General features: G+C 48.1%; 17 protein-coding genes. 5 read left to right on the top strand and 12 right to left on the bottom strand.

All coding sequences use genetic code 11. The features are described 5' to 3' along the window. Positions 1–160: 160 nt before the first annotated feature. The 3 genes from ACZND6_RS01700 to ACZND6_RS01690 all read right to left on the bottom strand — a co-directional run bounded on the left by ACZND6_RS01700 (position 161) and on the right by ACZND6_RS01690 (position 4,392). Positions 161–1,939 carry a flavocytochrome c gene (locus tag ACZND6_RS01700; protein ID WP_370748069.1) on the bottom strand — a complete coding sequence of 593 codons (1,779 nt, stop codon included), beginning with the start codon at positions 1,937–1,939 and terminating at the stop codon, positions 161–163. 124 nt (positions 1,940–2,063) lie between these two features. Continuing rightward, positions 2,064–2,675, bottom strand: a complete 612-nt coding sequence (locus ACZND6_RS01695) for a response regulator transcription factor (protein WP_008810972.1) — start codon at positions 2,673–2,675, stop codon at positions 2,064–2,066. Next, complete coding sequence (locus ACZND6_RS01690) at positions 2,656–4,392, bottom strand: sensor histidine kinase (protein ID WP_370748067.1); 1,737 nt, start codon at positions 4,390–4,392, stop codon at positions 2,656–2,658. The genes ACZND6_RS01695 and ACZND6_RS01690 overlap by 20 nt, the downstream gene beginning before the upstream one ends. 305 nt (positions 4,393–4,697) lie before the next feature. Here ACZND6_RS01690 and recO point away from each other — a divergent pair, with 305 nt between their 5' ends. From recO to nagZ, 4 genes are read left to right on the top strand one after another with little or no spacing between them, the layout of a single operon-like run. Further along, positions 4,698–5,402, top strand: coding sequence for a DNA repair protein RecO (recO, locus tag ACZND6_RS01685; RefSeq protein ID WP_118631353.1), 705 nt, complete (start codon positions 4,698–4,700; stop codon positions 5,400–5,402). 6 nt (positions 5,403–5,408) lie between these two features. After that, positions 5,409–5,906 (top strand): DUF805 domain-containing protein, encoded by a 498-nt coding sequence (locus ACZND6_RS01680; protein WP_008810975.1) that lies wholly within the window; start codon positions 5,409–5,411, stop codon positions 5,904–5,906. A 2-nt stretch (positions 5,907–5,908) separates the two neighbouring features. Beyond that, positions 5,909–6,298 carry a holo-ACP synthase gene (acpS, locus tag ACZND6_RS01675; RefSeq protein WP_008864145.1) on the top strand — a complete coding sequence of 130 codons (390 nt, stop codon included), beginning with the start codon at positions 5,909–5,911 and terminating at the stop codon, positions 6,296–6,298. A 3-nt stretch (positions 6,299–6,301) separates the two neighbouring features. Further along, positions 6,302–7,375, top strand: a complete 1,074-nt coding sequence (gene nagZ, locus ACZND6_RS01670; protein ID WP_008810977.1) for a beta-N-acetylhexosaminidase — start codon at positions 6,302–6,304, stop codon at positions 7,373–7,375. 41 nt (positions 7,376–7,416) lie between these two features. Here nagZ and ACZND6_RS01665 read toward each other — a convergent pair whose 3' ends face one another. From ACZND6_RS01665 to ACZND6_RS01625, 9 genes are all read right to left on the bottom strand, one after another. Continuing rightward, entirely contained in the window at positions 7,417–7,842 is a 426-nt protein-coding gene (locus ACZND6_RS01665) for a putative toxin-antitoxin system toxin component, PIN family (RefSeq protein ID WP_293737395.1), read from the bottom strand. Between the two features lie 45 nt (positions 7,843–7,887). Then, positions 7,888–8,877, bottom strand: a complete 990-nt coding sequence (locus ACZND6_RS01660; RefSeq protein ID WP_489524323.1) for a malate dehydrogenase — start codon at positions 8,875–8,877, stop codon at positions 7,888–7,890. A gap of 183 nt (positions 8,878–9,060) precedes the next feature. Further along, a complete protein-coding gene (locus tag ACZND6_RS01655) occupies positions 9,061–10,002 on the bottom strand; it encodes an AEC family transporter (RefSeq protein WP_118631349.1) in 942 nt (313 codons plus the stop codon). An 87-nt stretch (positions 10,003–10,089) separates the two neighbouring features. Then, positions 10,090–10,854, bottom strand: coding sequence for a nucleotidyltransferase domain-containing protein (locus ACZND6_RS01650; protein WP_302295628.1), 765 nt, complete (start codon positions 10,852–10,854; stop codon positions 10,090–10,092). Between the two features lie 4 nt (positions 10,855–10,858). After that, on the bottom strand, positions 10,859–11,179 hold the full coding sequence (locus tag ACZND6_RS01645) for a helix-turn-helix domain-containing protein (protein ID WP_489524322.1): 321 nt from the start codon (positions 11,177–11,179) through the stop codon (positions 10,859–10,861). 186 nt (positions 11,180–11,365) lie between these two features. After that, positions 11,366–12,421, bottom strand: coding sequence for a porin (locus tag ACZND6_RS01640; protein ID WP_489524321.1), 1,056 nt, complete (start codon positions 12,419–12,421; stop codon positions 11,366–11,368). A gap of 152 nt (positions 12,422–12,573) precedes the next feature. After that, positions 12,574–14,226 (bottom strand): HAL/PAL/TAL family ammonia-lyase, encoded by a 1,653-nt coding sequence (locus ACZND6_RS01635; RefSeq protein WP_300876579.1) that lies wholly within the window; start codon positions 14,224–14,226, stop codon positions 12,574–12,576. 29 nt (positions 14,227–14,255) lie between these two features. After that, a complete protein-coding gene (locus ACZND6_RS01630) occupies positions 14,256–14,609 on the bottom strand; it encodes a cytochrome c3 family protein (RefSeq protein WP_293737723.1) in 354 nt (117 codons plus the stop codon). Between the two features lies 1 nt (position 14,610). Then, positions 14,611–16,134 carry a flavocytochrome c gene (locus tag ACZND6_RS01625; protein WP_300876576.1) on the bottom strand — a complete coding sequence of 508 codons (1,524 nt, stop codon included), beginning with the start codon at positions 16,132–16,134 and terminating at the stop codon, positions 14,611–14,613. A 368-nt stretch (positions 16,135–16,502) separates the two neighbouring features. Here ACZND6_RS01625 and ACZND6_RS01620 point away from each other — a divergent pair, with 368 nt between their 5' ends. After that, positions 16,503–17,102 carry a TetR/AcrR family transcriptional regulator gene (locus ACZND6_RS01620; protein ID WP_293737721.1) on the top strand — a complete coding sequence of 200 codons (600 nt, stop codon included), beginning with the start codon at positions 16,503–16,505 and terminating at the stop codon, positions 17,100–17,102. Positions 17,103–17,235 lie beyond the last annotated feature (133 nt).

Raw genomic sequence — 17,235 nt, 5'->3', positions numbered from 1 at the left:
ACGAATTAGCAGTTCTGCCGCAGCTATGGCTTCAAAAGACCAAACTTTAAGCAGTCTGTACCTAAAAAATAAGCCGCCCAGTTCTCAGAAGATTTTTCTGAGAACCGGCGGCTTGTCCACTCATGAACAAGGAGAATTCTTAGTTATTTTTGAAGCTGAATTATTTAGCTTCTGCTGCGTTCTTACCCGCGATGCGGCCAAACACCATTAAGTCGGCCACGGCATTTCCGCCTAGACGGTTAGCTCCGTGAATACCGCCAGTAACTTCGCCGGCTGCATAAAGTCCGGGAATGCGCTGTCCGTTGGCATTAACGGCGTGGGCGCCGGTATCAATATGGATGCCGCCCATTGTGTGGTGAATGGTCGGAACCTTTCTGGCGACGTACCACGGACCTTCGGTCATCGGACGGTCGTCTGTATGGTTGGCCTTGAATCCGAATTGATCGGTTTCGACTTCGTGGCGAGCGACCTTGTTGTAGCTTTCAATGGCTGCCTTTAAGCGATTGGGATCAACATTGATAATCTTGGCAAGTTCATCCAGGTTGGCGGCTTTCTTTACTCTGCCCTGAGCAAGCATATCGCGCATGGTTCTTCCGCTCAGAAGGTCAATGGCGTTTTCATCCGGATAACGAAGTTTGTTCTGGACTAGCCAGTAGGTGGAACCGGGCTGAGCGAAAACAGCTTTAGAAAGCACGTCACGGGCAGCGCCTTCGTTCACAAATCTGTCGCCGTTGGTATTGATGAACAAGCGGTTTCTGCCGGAGGTCTTGATGTCAAGCATCAAGCCGGTTCCGGGAGAGCCGTTCGGATGAACCTGAATGTCGGAAAGACCGATCAATTCGGCTCCGGCTTTCTGTGCCAGCTGGAGACCTTGGCCTTGAGCAGCTACGCCGATATTGGAGCAGCCGATTTCTTTGCCGAGATCAGCTTCTTTCCATACGCCGGTATTCACTTTCTGGCGGAATTCAACATTGGATCCGAAACCGCCTGTCGTGATAACGACCCCGTTCTTAGCCATCAGCGTGAGTGGTTTGCCGTGGTTGTCAGCCTTGACTCCGACAACTCTGCCGTCCTTCATGATCAGTTCGGTTGCCGGAGATTCCAAATACACACGAAGTTTGTCCTTACCGTATTTTTGCAGTTGTTTTTCTAACACTTGAACGTAGGTGTTGCCGCCGGCCGGATTAGGATAATGACTTCTTTGGAACAGGGCGCCGGTTGCTGCGCCGACTTTCGGGTTGAACTTCAGACCCATGCTTTCGAGCCAAAGAAGTGCTGAAGGCGCGTTGTCGGCTAAGACTTTGACGAGTTTAGGATCGCTGACATTGTGGCCGCCTTTCATCGTTTGTTCGAAATGTTTCTGAGGATTATCTTCAATGCCAAGCGCCTTCTGGTATTTGGTACCGGAAGCATTCAGGGCACCGCCGCAGACGTTCGTGGAACCGCCCAAGAAACCGAGTTTTTCAACAATGATGACGCTTGCACCGTTCTGCAGAGCAGAAACTGCACTGGCAAGTCCCGCTCCGCCGCCACCGACAATAACAACGTCGGCATTGTCTTTGATAGGAGATTTATCTGCGGCAGGGAGCGGTTTATTGAATTCGTCGCCTTGTGCGCCGGCTTGTTTCAGACACTGTTTCACAGCGCCGAGAAGAGAGAAACTGGTAATAGTGGCGCCGCTGATTTTGTCGAGTTTGGTTGTTTGATGATCTTTGATTTCGGCAGAAAGTTGTTTAATCGCAACTTTACCGACACCCGGGCTCTCTAAATCTTTGACGGAGATGTCACTGATTTTTCCGTTTTTGCTGTCAACAGTAACCGTTAACGGAGCATTGTGTCCGGTGACGGTAGTCGTGTAGGAACCGTCTTTGACGGCAGCGAAGCAATTGCCGGCTAAGGCAAGCGCAATAGAGGCTGTGAGTAATAATTTGGTATGCATTTTGCAATCTCCTTGTGGAAACAAGGTTATTTTTATTTTTTGATTGCTTAAGCAATTTGAGAATTATCAAATTCTCTTCAAAAAAAATATCTTTTAGCCTGTCTGAATCGATGAAACGGATTTTTCACAGAGTTATTTTGCGGCTTCTATACAGAGCCGCGATTGGGGCTAAGTCTGAAGTGCTGTGAACATCTAATTTTTTGTAGGAATTCAGTCGATGCGTATGCACTGTTCTGGTACTTATATTCAGACGCTCGGAAATTTCTTGATTCAAGAGGCCTTGAGACGCCAGTATCGTGACGCTCCGTTCGCGGTCGGTGAGCAGCTGGAATTTCTTGTACCAATATTCCAAACTTGCACCGTAATCCCGCTTCTCCTTGAGCATTGAGGCAACGCTGGAAATGGCTTGGATGAGTCGCTCGGCTTTGACAGGTTTTTGAAGGAAATCATAAGCGCCGAATTTCATCGCCTGCACAGCTACGTCGACATCTCCGTGCCCGGTTAAGAAAATGATCGGCACCTCCCAGCCGCGTTCCTTCATTTTTTCTTGGAGTTCCAGCCCGGAAAGGCCAGGCATGCGAATATCCAGCAGAAGACACCCTTCCACGCTCGGCGCATCTGATTTCAAATAGTCTTCAGCACTGGGGTAGCTGACGACTTCCCAGCCTTCCGGCTCCAACAAAAATTTCAGGCTTTCAGCCAGATCCTCATCGTCATCAACAATTCTGATCAGCATTTTCTTTTTCCTGAGGAACGAATAAAGGAATCTTAACCTCTGTAAAGACTTCACCGTCCTTATAGGTAACACTTAAATTACCGCGCATTTTTTCTGCAATCGTGCGGCAGATCAGCAATCCGATTCCTAAGCCTTGATTTTTAGAGGAGTGCAGAGGCTGAAGGTGCTTTTCGAGTTCTTCAGACGAACGGACAGAGGACGCATTCAAAATACGAACGTACATTGAGTTGTTTTCACATAATTGCCGAATTTCTATCCGATTTGTGTCGGCTGTTTGGGCAGCTTGGATGGCATTCTTGATGATATTTTCTAAAAGAACTTCGAACTCAAGAATGTGTCCCAGCACAACCGCCGGTTCTGTGTGGCTGAGAACGATTTGGCAATTGGGATAGCGCATGCGTATATCGCTGACGCAGCTTCTAAGAAGTTTATCCGCTTCAATTTTTGTAAATTCCGGTTCGTCACGTTTTGCATAAGCGCGGACCCTCGAGACAATGTCCGAAATCTTGGCGGTTTGTTTGACAATCAAGGACATCGGTCTATCCAGCCAGCTGTTGTCATTCCCTTCGACCTCAAGTTTGCGTTTGATGCCTCGACAGTAATTGTCGATTGTAGTCAAAGGGCCATTGATCTCGTGCGCGATCAGGCTCGACATCGCGCCGATGATTTCGGTCTTTTGAAGCTGATCAATGCGCTGTTCGCTTTCACGGACTTTTCTTCTGAGTTCAGCCTCTTTTTCATAAGCGATCCGCAGGGATTGGGTTCTTCTCTTCACCAAGACATTGGTTCTCCAAGAGTGAACGCACAGCATTAAGATGCAGAAGAGGGCAAACAGGAGCGGAAAACGGTAGCGATAGATGAAACCTTGAACGGTTTGAATCCTCAGATAGGAATATGGACCTACTTTAAGTGATTTGTAGAGTTCGTCGATCGTGTTGAAATCCGGAACCGTTGCCCAGCCGAAGCCTGCTGAATCCGGGATATTTAACAAACATTTAGTGATTTCACGTGTTTCTGTCCATGGCGCTAAAGGCGTTGCGACCAAAGTCCAATTGGGATACAAGTCCGTCGAGTGCTTGCAGCACAGCAGGTTGTCTTTTTTCTCATTGAGTACTCTATAACGCTTGAAAATATCTGGCTGCGTTTTCTCAAGGTCTTCGAGCAGACAGGCACGCATGAGGACCACGTCTCCTTCATTCTTATCGAGTTTTTGCAGCAGGTCGCTCATCGGCGGCCCATACGTTTTATAGACAGAAAAGAAGGACTCCGGATCAAAACCTTGCTTGTAGATCTCTCCCATCGGCGTATAGAAGGAAGAAAAGCCCTTTGCCCAGGAGGCGAGCGCCGTTTTACCTTTTAAATCCGAAATTTTTTTGATGGGACTGTCATTCCTTACGACAAAGACTGAACCTGTGGCATATCTGGGATTAGGGGCGACTTCGGTAAAGAGCGTTGCGACGCTTCTTAGACCAAAGGATTGAAACTTTCGATAAAAACCGGAGGTACCAATGAAATAGTCGAGCCTCTTTCGAACGAGTTGATCCTCGAGTTCAGACGGGTTGTAGTATTGAACATCTAAACGGTATCCAGGGAGTTTCTTTAGAGCTTCAAGCGTCTGGGAGATAGCCGATTTGTCGGCTGCACTAAGGGAGCTCTCAAGTACACCGATTGTAATAACCCTCTCTTCTTTAGCAAGACTATCTCCACTGAATGACACTAACGAGCAGAAACAGCAAATGACCAAACAGCGAAGACAAAGCTGCAAATTTTGTCGCACTGTGTCGGTTAATTCTGGGATCATCGGCATACTCAAACGGTGGGATAGGGGTAACCCAAAAATATTTTACGAGTTTGCGACACGGGCGGCTTCTCTTTTTGACGTTTGAACAGCGGTAATAATGGAAATCTCTAACGTCAATCCGTTCATCTTCTAACCAATGGCGGTCTTTTTGCGATCGAACCGCTGCAGCGGGGATTCATGCCTATTTGCTAAAATGACCTCTTTATTTTGAGGTTCATTTGATGGCCGAGAAAGGTCGTTCGGAATATCGGGTTGATCAGCAGCCCGCGTTTGTTCTCCACACTTATCCATGGAGAGAGACGAGTCTTATCGTGGAGTTTTTTACCCGCGATTACGGACGTATTCCTTTGGTTGCGCGCGGAGCAAAACGACCGATGTCTCAATACCGCGGACTGCTTAATCCATTCTGTCCTCTTGCAGTTTCCTATTCCGGCAAAGGCGAAGTAAAAAATCTTACGCGCTGCGAATGGTACGGGACGATACCAATGAACGAAAAAGTTCTCATGTCGGCCTTTTACATCAATGAACTCTTAGTTCGCCTGCTGCCTAGAGGAGAGCCGGAGCCGGCATTATTCACGATCTATTACGACACGCTCAAAAAACTGGCTGTCGAAAAGGATTACCTTGTTCCGCTCCGCTACTTTGAACGTGACTTTTTAAAGGTGTTGGGTTATGCGCTTCCTTCCGGTCCGTTTCCCGCTAAGCACTATCGATTTGTTCGAGGCGATTTTGTTGCCAATGACGGCACGGCCTTTGAGGGCAGCGGTATATCAGGTGTGACGTTAGAAGCCCTGAGCAGCAATACGCTTCAGAGCGGAACGCAGGAATGGGAAGCCCGAATGTTGATGCGTGACCTTATCCGCTATTATCTCGAGGACGCGCCGCTCAACACGCGCCGTATCCTTAACGAATTGAATAAGTTATAGAAAAAAATGAAAAATCCGACCCCGGGAAAAAATCCGTTTGAACTCGAGTCCTACCGCGACAGAATGCCCCTGCATGTCCGTGAGCTTTATGACGACATGACGCGCAATTACGCCAAACTGCAGGGCCGTGCCGGCTTAGGAAGGTTTTGGAGATTCTGGGCCTTTGCCGTCTGTTATCTTGCTTTGCTGATGGTGATCTCGGACACGACAACAGACACGATTCTGGTGTTTGTGGGCTTGGTTCTCTGCGGCTGGCTCTACATTGCTGTGCCTTCTTTTACGATTTCGGTTCGCCGCTTGCATGATGACGGAAAACCGGTGTTTTGGGCCGTTCTGCCTCAGGTTGCGATTTTTTATCTACTTGCTGAATTCACGCTCGGCTTACCGCCGAACTGGATTGTTTGGGGAATTCTCGGCGCGATTACTGCCGTGGCTTTTGGATTTATGAGTCTGCCCGGCATTCCGCTGGACGACGCCTACGGTGAAGAGCCAAAAGAGGATTAAAGATGATCAGCGGAATCGGCTGCGATATTGTTGATATTGCCCGCATCAAAAAGGCATGCCTGAGGCAGCCGAAGTTTTGCGAGACGGTGCTCTCAGAATCTGAGCAGCCTGTTTATGCCGTTCGCTGCGAGGCTTCTGAAGAAAGGGGATATCGCTATCTCGCAAGCCGCTGGGCAGCAAAAGAAGCATTCTCAAAAGCGCTTGGTACAGGATTTCGCGGAGCCGTGAATTTTTCGGATATCAGTATCTTAAATAACGAGCTCGGCGCACCCTATGTCCAACTTTCGGGCAAGTTGGCCGTACAAATTAAGAATCAGAGATTAAAGTGTCATGTCTCTATAAGTGACACGGATTCGTCAGCAATGGCGATGGTTGTGATTGAAAAGGAATAAACCATGGAAAAAGTCGATCGTCCTCTCGGACCAGTCGTAGTTGATATCGCCGGAACCAGTCTGACGGATGAAGAAGTCAAAATTCTTCAGAATCCGATGGTCGGCATGGTCATCTTGTTTACGCGCAACTATGAGAACCGCGAGCAGCTCCATAACCTGACGCATGACATCCATTCTTTGAGAAATCCTTCGCTGCTGATCGGCGTGGACCATGAAGGCGGAAGAATTCAGCGCTTTAGAGAAGAATTCACGAAGATTCCGTCGGCTCGTTCTTTAGGACAGCTTTACGATACGGATCCGCAGAGAGCGCACAATCTGACGGCGGCCTGCGGCTTGGTGATGGCTTCCGAACTAAGAGCCTGCGGCGTCGACTTTACTTTTGCTCCCTGTCTGGATCTGGATTATGGTCAGAGCGCAGTTATCGGTAATCGAGCTTTCCATCGCAATCCTCGCGTTGTCAGCATACTGGCCACAGCGATGGTGAGCGGCATGGCGCAGGCAGGTATGGCTTGCTGCGGCAAGCATTTTCCCGGACACGGTTATGCGACCGCTGATTCCCACGTCGAGCTTCCGGTTGACGACAGACCTTTGACCGATATCAGAACCAACGATGAAGTTCCGTACGCTTCCATGGGAACGTTGCTCACTTCTGTGATGCCCGCTCATGTCACTTATCCTCAAGTCTCTCCGGCGCCGGCAGGCTTCTCCAAGAAGTGGCTTCAGGAAGAACTGAGAGGCCGTCTGGGTTACAACGGTTTGATCTTCAGCGATGACCTTTCGATGAAAGGCGCCTCCGAGGTCGGTGAAATCACAGCCCGCAGCGATGCGGCACTCGCAGCCGGCTGCGACATGATTTTGATCTGCAACGATCCGGAAAGTGCCAAGACTGTTCTAGAAAATCAGCGCTGGATTCGTACCAAAGCCTTTGATGAAAGAGTGGCCCGCATTCAGCCGAGAGGAAAATTCCCAAGCTGGGATGGTTTGAAACTTTCTCAGAATTACTTAGCTTGCGTTAAACAGATTGAAGCGTTTAACGCAGAAATTGCGGAAAAAGCCGATAAAACGGCAACACTTTAAGAAGAAAAAGAGGAAACGGAAATCAAAAATTCGTTTCCTTTTTAGTTATCTGTTAAGAGAAAAGCGACCGCCTTCTCGGGCGGGAGAATATTGCTCCCAAGCGGCCTTAAGTGTCTGGCGCATCTTAGGACTAATTTGTCTTTAGAGATGAGCAGGGCGGGGGAGCAGCTTAACGTGAGGTCAATAAATTTTTGATCTAGTGGATCTTTGCACCTTGCTTTTGCTTCTGTCGTGATCGGAAGAACATCAGCGACGCTCAGAAATTCCTCTTTAATCGCTTCAAGTTGTTCAAGCGAAATTTTAAATTGAGGTCTTTTCAAGACATCTTCGAGTTCGGAAACTGCGCCTTCGCAGGTGATAGTCTTAAATTTTCTTTCTTTTGCCGCCGCCCAAAGAACCGATGTCTGTGGGTTATGAAAGACAAAGAAATCCAACAGCAGATTGGTATCGAAGATGACGGAATTCATAAAAGAAGAGGGCCGCTTCCGCGGCCCAAAAAACATTAAAGCAAATTAAGCCTTAGCGATGATCTCATCAACAATGGCGCGTTCTTCTTCAAGGGCGCGGATGTTTGCAGCGATGTGGTCTTTCTGGAACTGGTTCAGTTCAAGGCCCTTAACGATTTCGTAATCGCCGTCTTTGCAGATAACGGGCATGCCGAAGGTGAGGCCTTCAGGAATACCGTAAGAACCATCGGAAGGAACAGCCATTGTGGCCCATTCACCGTTGCTGCCTAAGACCCAGTCATGGATATGGTCGATAGCGGCGTTAGCGGCACTGGCAGCGGAAGAGTGACCGCGAGCCTGAATAATGGCGCTGCCGCGTTTAGCAACGGTCGGGATCAATTCGTTCTCGTACCAGTCTTCTGTAATCAGATCCAAGGCAGGTTTGCCGGCGACGGTGGCATTGGTCAAATCCGGGAACATTGTGCCGCCGTGGTTGCCCCAAACTGCTAGTTTGGAGATCTGAGCGACAGTAGAGTTGGCCTTCTGAGCAACCTGAGTCAGAGTGCGGTTTTCGTCCAGACGCATCATGGCGGTGAAATTGCGGGGATTCAGATCCGGAGCGCAACGACGTGCGATGTAGGCGTTGGTGTTGCAGGGGTTGCCCACGACCAAGACTTTAATGTTGCGGTCGGCAACTTCATTCATTGCCTTACCCTGTTCAACGAAGATTTGCGCATTGGCGGCCAGAAGGTCGGCTCTCTGCATGTCGGCTGTGCGAGGGCGGGAACCGACTAAGAGGGCGATTTCGGCATCCTTGAAGCAAACATAAGGATCCGACGTTGCGGTGATGCTGTTCAAGAGCGGGAATGCGCAGTCATCCAGTTCCATCTGAACGCCGCGGGAGTTCTTGAGAGACTGTTCGTTATTTCTTTCCAGCATCATCAGGTCGATGGGCTGGTCAGTACCGAGCATATCTCCGGCGCCGATACGGAAGAGGAGAGAATAGCCGATCTGACCGGCTGCTCCGGTAACGACGACTTTGACGGGTTTCTTCATTTAGAAAATCTCCTTAAGTGATTTTTTCCTGAGTTCAATCTCTCGATTTTAATACGGCGACCACTGCCGTATACGTTTGAATCGGGTTAATTTAATCTACGCTGAGCGATAATTTTCAAGGAACCGGTGAAAATTTACCCATCTAATATTTTCGTAGTTCAAAGACGGTGCATGACTTAAAAATTAGGTTGGAAAAAATTTAAGCATGACGTTGATCCAAAACGGAAGCGTTAAAAGCGAAAAAATCACTTGAGCACTCGTTAAATCTGCGACTGCAGCCGAGTCTCCGCCCATGGAAGCAGTCATAACGTAGCAGGACTGAGCAGTTGGAAGAGCGGCAAAAAGCAGAAGGACGCAGCTTTCCAAAGAAAGCAGCTGGAAAACAATCGCAAAAGTGAGGGTAACGGCCGGGACAACCATGAGTCGCTGCAGGCTTCCGATAATCATCAGTTGAAGATAGCGTTTGAGGTCGTTGATTTTTAGACCGGCGCCGATGCAGATGAGACCGAGCGCTAGGGAAGATTGTCCTAGAGGTTTAAGGACGTCCTCGAGCAGTTTCGGGAGTTCGATGCTGAACGAGTTGCAAACTAGTCCTAAGAGTGTTGCCAAGATGAGGGGATTAGACAAAACGGCAACGAGGAAATTTTTTCTTTTTCCGCAGTTTTCTGAGCCGCTCAGTCTTGAGGCATGAACCAGTCCGACGGTAGCGATGACGTTGCTAAGAGGTACCCAGCAGGCGATTAAAAGTGAAAGGTAGGCGATGCCCTTATCGCCGAAAAGCGTTGAGCAAATGGCAAAACCGATATAAGTATTGAATCGGAATCCGCAGTGGAAGATAGACCATTTTGTCCATTGGCTCTCTTTAATTAAGAAATTCGCCAGCCAAGCCGTAATAACCGCAATACTCATAGCTGATATTGATATCAGCAAAAAGTAGCTGCACTGCCCGATCTGTAGGTTTGCCTTTGCGACGGAAAGAAAGATCAAAGGAGGAAACAGGACATAAAAGACCAGCTTCTCGGTAACGTTCCAGAAATCTTTTTTGGCAAAAGAAGGACGCTTGGTGAGGAGGTAACCAAGAAGGATCAGGCAGAACTGCGGAAGGATGACAAAGACGGCAAACATGACAGATTCTATGAGTACCAAGTACTTTGTACTTTAACGCCTCCTACGAAAATGTCCAATCTTTACTAACTCTCATATTGAGAGGCGTTAGTTTTCGCGTCGAAGGCATTCAAGGAAGAATTTATCGTATTCATCAACGTTCACCGGCTCCTTTGATGAGAAAAATTGCTGTTTGCTCTCCTTGAAAAAATCGTCTATGAACTTATCGACGACAGGAAAATGGGCGCCGGCGGTTCGTTCCTTGGCTTCAACTTTGATTTTCAAAAGATTTTCGAGTTCTGAATATATCGGGGCCGAAGGTGTTAAAAGCTCTTCATAAAGCCCGCGGAACAAAACCGGAGGAATGGAGTTTCTCTGTTTGATCCACTCGCATGCCAAGATTGATCGAAGAACATAGAGATATTTTTTGGGCTTTACACTTTCTCCGGTGAGGTAAGCCTTGAAGTTGTTCATTGCCAGGCCGAAATAGCCACGATAAAGCGCATTGAAGTTAGAGTTATTGTTGAAAAGCCTGATGAGATTTTCTCTAAGCCACAAGTTGTCCTTGTAAACGATAGGCGAATGAAGCCATTCAATGAGCGGAGCGTTTCCTTTCATTAGAAGTTTAAGTGCCTTCTGTAAATCCCAGCCAACAAAATCTTTGACTTCGTCTATAGGACCCTCAATCACATCACGCTCAGGAAAAAGTTTTAGATACGACTCGAGAGGTCGAATGTAGAGATAGCGGGCGTCGTAATCAGAATCCGGCGAAGGAAAGCCCCAAGCTCTGGAGCCGGATTCACAGGCGTACAGGATTTTGACGTTGTGCAGCTTTTCAATTTCGGCCAGTGTTGAACAGATTTCTTTTTTCATGTGATTAACCTTTCTTAGAAGCCCGCTTACGGTGTTTGAGACTAAGGTCCTGCAAAGTGCGTCCGAGGATATCTTCTTTTGCTATTAGCAGAATGTCATCGTCTAACTGTAAAGCGTAGAGAACACGAAGGTAAATCCCGATTGAGACAGTGGGAGATCCTTTTTCAATCCGATTGATTGTTAATGGTGAGCAAGTGGCGCGTTCTGCTACTTGGGCAATTGAGAGATCACGTCTTAGACGAGCCAATTTGATTTGTTCTCCGACGATTGCCATTTTTTGCTCTAATTTCCGCGGGAGCTTTGTTCCCATGGTGTTTTTAGGCATAACCAATCAAAAAATATAGATAAACATTAATAATCTTTATCTTATGATAGGTTAATGTGAAATTCCATTTTTCGTCCCGGCAATAAATCGCTCTCAACCAAAGCTGGAGCAATATCTGTACGAACCTCGAAAAGCAAAAAGCCGGCACGGTGAAACCGAGTCGGCCCTTAAGAAAGATAATTCAGATTAGAAGTTGTGGCTGATACCTAAACAAGCTGTCCAAGAGTTGAAGTCTCCGTCGTTCTTAAGATATTTGTTGGCTTTGCCGTAACCTGCATAAGTATAGAGCTGTGTTCTCATGCTAAGCGGATATTCATAGACAGTTCCGACGGAATAGATGTTGTACTTCTTGTTGTCTTCATTAACTTTGCCATGAGCATAGTTGCCTTGAAGTTTCCATTCGCCGCCGAAAACCTTGTATCCGATAGCAGCAGTAACAGCATGCTGTGTCACGCCGGAAGCGCTCAACCCCGTCGGAGCAGCTTTCCAAGCCGGCATCATCTGACTGTCTTTGGCATACTGATATCCTGCCCAGAACGTCCAGTTACCGAATCCCTGCTGACCGCCTAATGTCACAAGATAAGTCTTATCGGCATTCAAGTCTTTGTTGTCATACATTTCAACCATGACACTGAAAACAGTCTCATTTTTGTTGAAATCCAAACCGATGCCGTAGTAGTGGTCGTTATGGCTCCACTTCTGTTCATCTCCGCCGATGCCGTTGGAATACATTGCGGTAACGGTGGTGTTGGCAAATTCCGGACTCTTGTAGATAACCATGTTATCCATTCTGTCGGATGTCACAAATACGCCGGCTACGTTTCCGTCCGTATAGTAAGAAGTCCAAAGAGCTGAGCCGTGAAGAATGGTGTAAGTGCCGCAGTCGGAAGAAAGACCGCCGGCACGGCCGAAGGCGACTTCGCCCCATTTGCCCTTAGCTTGGAGCAGAGATTCACGGCTGAAAGCTTTGCCTTCGAAAGCCGCGTCACCGGATTCGGCGTAAAAACCTTGTTCCAAAATAAAGCCGACGGAATTGCCGTTGCCCAGGTCTTCGGTTCCTTTAATACCGAAACGGCTTCCGGCATAGATACCGTCGTCAATTCTTACTTTAGCGGCTTCGTGTTTGTGCTTTGTGACGGCTATGGCCTGGTCAATAACGCCGTAAAGCGTAACGTTAGATTCTGCATATGCGTTGAGGGATGCGCCTGCGATAATCGCAGAGACAAGAATTCGTTTCATCATTTTTAAATGACTCTAAAAAAGGGATTTGGATTGAAAGAAAGATCAGCGCATGCCGGAGAAGAGACTCCGGCGTGAAGGAGATAAAATGTTTCACTGACTTTCTTGGAATAGAGATCGGAAACCCGACTTACCGGGTTTCCGAAAGCTGCTGATTAGTTGTTAGCAGGAACTTGGTAGGACTTGAGGAACTTTAGGCCGTTGTTAATGTCCGGCGTGAAGATTCTGTCTTTAGTAACGAACGGAACAACCTTTCTGTAACCATCCAGCAGTTTGGCTGTGCCTTGACCCATTTGTTTGCCTTCCTGTTTTCTCATATCCATAGCCTGTGTTGTATGAAGCACTTCGTAGGCATAGATTTCATAACCGACGTCGGCCATCTTAGAAAGGCGATCGGCTGTTGCGTTAAGGTTGGAGAAGGTTTCTTCAATACCGATGGAAGTCGGAACACCATAACCGATGACGCTGTTGGTCAGAGCCATACCGTCGGCATACAGACCGGACATAGACTGTGCGATATTGGCAAATCCGTCGCCGCCTTTATTTTCCTTAGCAACGAGGTATGTCGGCAGACCTGTTCTGTGGTCATCAACCAGCTGGGTCGTTCTCCATGCAGAGATGTGCATGACTTGACCGAGGGCCTTTGTCAGACTTTCCATCTGAAGAGCAAGCTGAGTGTTGTCGAAGTTGGAGCAGGAGTTGACATAAACAGTCGGCTTGCCGGCTCTCATTTCATCCAAGACTTCAGCATTGCTGTACCAGCGGTCGTTCTTAGCTTCGGTATTGACGATCGGGTTGTCGGTTGTGTGGTTGATGGCAGTATTCAGAAGGCCTTTCGTCTGATTCAGCTCTTCCATGGCGGCAGCCAGGATATAACCGGCAGATCTGAAGCTCAGCGGATCCTGCAGGTAACGTTTGGCGTCTTTCTTCCAAAGGTAAGAGCCTTTCAAGTTGGCCAGAACAGCTTCTGCAGCTTCATGACCCTGAGGCCAGCCTTTGGTTTCAACGGTATGCCAGAGATATGGAGAAACGTTGCCGTTTAAGGCTTCTAAGCTGGAAGCGATCACAACCGGGCTCAAAGCGAGGTAGTGTTCTGCCTTCTTAACAGCAGCAATAGACTGAGCTTCTGCAACGTTGCTGTTAGAAAGAATCGAGATGCCGTCCATGCCGAAAGGATGATAGGGCTGGAGTTTGAGCTCTTTACGAACCTGAGCGGCAGGAACGCGTTTGCCTTGGTAGCTGACATCCCATTCACCCATGAGAGCCAAGCCGATATGGGTGGCCATGCTCAGGTCGTTGGCGCCTTCAGAACCGCGGGAGGGAATCAACGGGCAAACGTCATTGTTGATGTATTCCTGGAAAGCCTTAGCAGCGGCTTCGCTCATGCCGGTGTAGCCAGCAGCCATCTGGTTCAGACGGATGACCATGGCCATCTTGGAGATTCTGTCATCGAAGTAGGGTTCAAGACCGGCGGCCTGGATGCGCATCTGGCGTTCGTTGAACTTAATGGAAGCGCTGCGGTTCGGTTCGGCTTCAACGGAGGCGCCGGCTACTTTTTGGTCTTTCAAGGCACCGTAGTTAACTGTTAAACCGTAAATATCGCGGCCATCAGTAGCGGCATCGATCGGAGCCTTGTAGGAAGCTTTGATTCTTGCCCAGCCTTCGGGTGTAACGGCAACTTTTTCTCCGGGAGCGGAAATGGCCCAAAGTTCATCCACGGTTAATGTGCGGCCGTCGAGATTATGTGTGGCGGCAAAAGATAAAGGGGCGATAGCGAGAAGGATCGAGATGACAAGCGGTTTTTTCATGAGAGTTCTCCTTGGTGATCTAAGCTTGGTTATCTGAAATTAGTCCATTTGGTTTGATGACAGTTGCTGCATAAGTCTTGGCTTGCCTTATGTTCGGAGTGGCAAACCACACAATCGACTGTATTTCCGTAGTGAGCGGACTGATGCGGATACTTATCCTGCGGGTTGGCCTTTGTCTTAATTTGCGTCATGGGCCCGTGACAGCTTTCACACTTTTGTGTGGAAGGCTTTGTAAATTCAGTCGTGTTGTCGTGACAGGCCGAGCACTGCATTTGAGCTGCCATAGTGTGCTTCATCGGCATGCCGGCAAGAGTGGGCGCATCGGCAGCGAAGGCAGAACAAGAAAGCAGGGCAGCGATGAGCGGAAGAAAGAGTTTTTTCATGTTAGTTCCCCTGTGCTTTGAGATAAGCGGCAGCGTTACGGCCGGCTTCCAGGCCGAATACCATGCAGTCAACGGATGAGCATCCTCCGAGGCGGTCCATTCCATGGACACCTCCGGTGACTTCACCTGCTGCAAACAATCCGGGAATCGGAGCAAGTGTTGCTGTTGAAAGAACTTCGGCTCTTGGATTCACAGCGATACCGCCCATGCAGTAATGAAGTTTCGGTGTCAGACGCATGGCATAGAACGGGGCTTTAAGGGGCTGTTTTACGTCAAGAGGTTTAGCAAACGGATCTTTCAGGGTTCCTGCAACGATCTTGTTGTATTCATCGACCTGCTGCTGAAGGGCTTTAAGCGGAATGTCATAGGCTTTAGCGAGATCGGCAAGTGTTTCGTAACGGAAGACAGTCTTGTCTCGATAGGCCGCTTTGAAGCCTTCCGCGTGTTCTGTGGTCTTTTCTCCGCAGAATACAATCGGATAGTTGATCTTGTCCGGTGTGCTTTCGCTTAGGACGTTGAGTTCGGCATCAGCACGAGTGCGACGGTCGGCAAGCTCATTCATGAAGCGGCGGCCGGTCTTAGGATTAACTGCCATGCCTTCTGCAAAAGCGTAGTCGGCGAAGAAGCTTCCCGGGCCTGCGCCTTTTTCATCAGGGGAGGCCCACGGTCCTAACTGGTACATATCGAGCATAGAGGGCAGGCAGCCGGACTTCAGTAATGCCTTGAGCATTTCGGCAGTGGCTCCGGGCTGAGAGGTGCACTCTAAAAGAGAGTAAACCGGCATAGTGGTTTTAATGAAATCTTTGTCCTGCCCCCAGCCGCCGGTGGCAACTACGACTCCGCCGCGGGATCCGATTCTCTGTTCCTTCTTAGAAGATCCGTCCTTCCAGTTGTAATCGCAGTTAACGAGTACGCCTGTAACTTTGCCGTCCTGCATCAGAAGGTCAATGACTTGAGAGCGGTTGCGGAACTGAACGCCGTTTTTCTTGAGCCAATTGTGAATAGGGACGACGATTCCGCCGCCGGATGCGGCTGTAGGAACCATGGTGCGCGGGGCACTGTGACCGCCTAGACGGATGACTTTATCCATGAGTTGAACGCCGCATTCGTCAAGCATCGGACAGATGTTGACAGCGTTTTCTGCGAATTTTTTAGCCAGGTCAGGATGGTTGAATCCGCGGCCGGCCTTGGTCATGTCGGCAACCATAAGCTCAACAGAGTCTTTAATGCCCTGTTTTTGCTGTTTCGGGTTCAATGGTACGGACATAAGTCCACCGCAGAGGCAGGAGTTGCCTCCGAAAGCTTCCATCTTATCGAGGATAAGAATGTCTTTGACGCCGGCTTTAAGAGCGGCGTATGCGGCAGAAAGTCCGGCAAAGCCGCTGCCGACGATAACTAAGTCGTGGACTTCATTGAAGGGCTGAGCTGTTGATGTGGGAGCTGCAAATGCCGATCCGGAGGCCAGACCAGTCACAGCCAGTGTTCTCAAGAAATTGCGACGACTGAATGAAGATAAGGGTTTCATTTGTTTTCCTTGTGATCAACGTCTTAACAGTTAGAGATACTATACCGACTGGACGGTTTAAATAATTAGGAGAAGTACCAATAAATGTTGTATGTTAAGAATTTGGGTTGTCAATTTTAAGATACAACAAAACAATATGTTAGTTCATTTAATTAAGAGGATAAAAGATTTTTTTTCTAACTAATAATAGCTGTATTTTTCATACAAAAAGATGAGATAGATGGATTACTCTTTTAAGTGAAACTTAAAAAAATATTTTTAATTATTTTAAATTACTATACTGAATAGTAAAGTAAAACTATAATAAGATTAGGGGAGCGGTCGGATCGATTGCCGTTATAAAGTTTTTGCGCGAGATAGGTTCTTCAATGGAAACTAAGAAACAGACGAGAAAAACCAGTAGTAAAACGAAAGAGCTGATCTTAGAGGTCGCGCGTGAAATCGCGGCGGAGAAGGGCGTCGGTCAGCTGACGCTGGAAGCAGTTGCTGATCGAGCAGGAATTAGCAAAGGCGGTTTGCTGTACCACTTTCCGGGAAAAAAAGAACTGATCATTGCGTTAATGGACAGTTACGTCTCACATTTATCGGATGAGCTGGAAACAGCGACGGAACCGTTCAAAGGTCATCCGCAGGCCTTGGTTTTAGGTTTTATTCATTGGTATAAAAAATTTAACGGCATTGCTGCCTCGAACCGAACTTGGGGCGCCGCAGTCTTTGCAGTTCAATCCTTTGATCCTCAGTTAATGGAACCCCTTCATAACTGGTACAGAAAACTGTTTGAAAAGATCCGCAGCAGCGGTCCGGCTTCGTTAGACAGCGCGACGGCCATCATGGCGATCGAAGGTTTGTTCATGCTTTCTCTCTACAACCTCGATCATTTAACGACTGAAGAGAAATCGAGGATTATTCAGCATATCGAGGATCGTCTGTTGATGCGTGAATTGAATCCGAAGAATCCTATTGAATAACTTAGATTGTCTTCAAAAATAGCTGGCTGGAAAAGGGAAACTTCTTTAGCTAAAAGCAATTTCCTTGGCCCCTTCAAGGTAAACAATGTCATTACTTAGCGTGATGTGAGTTGTTATCCTAAAATTGACAAAG

Source organism: Parasutterella sp. (assembly GCF_057870745.1).
The sequence above is the reverse complement of the archived record's forward strand: the minus strand, read 5'-3'. Positions and strand labels throughout refer to the sequence as shown.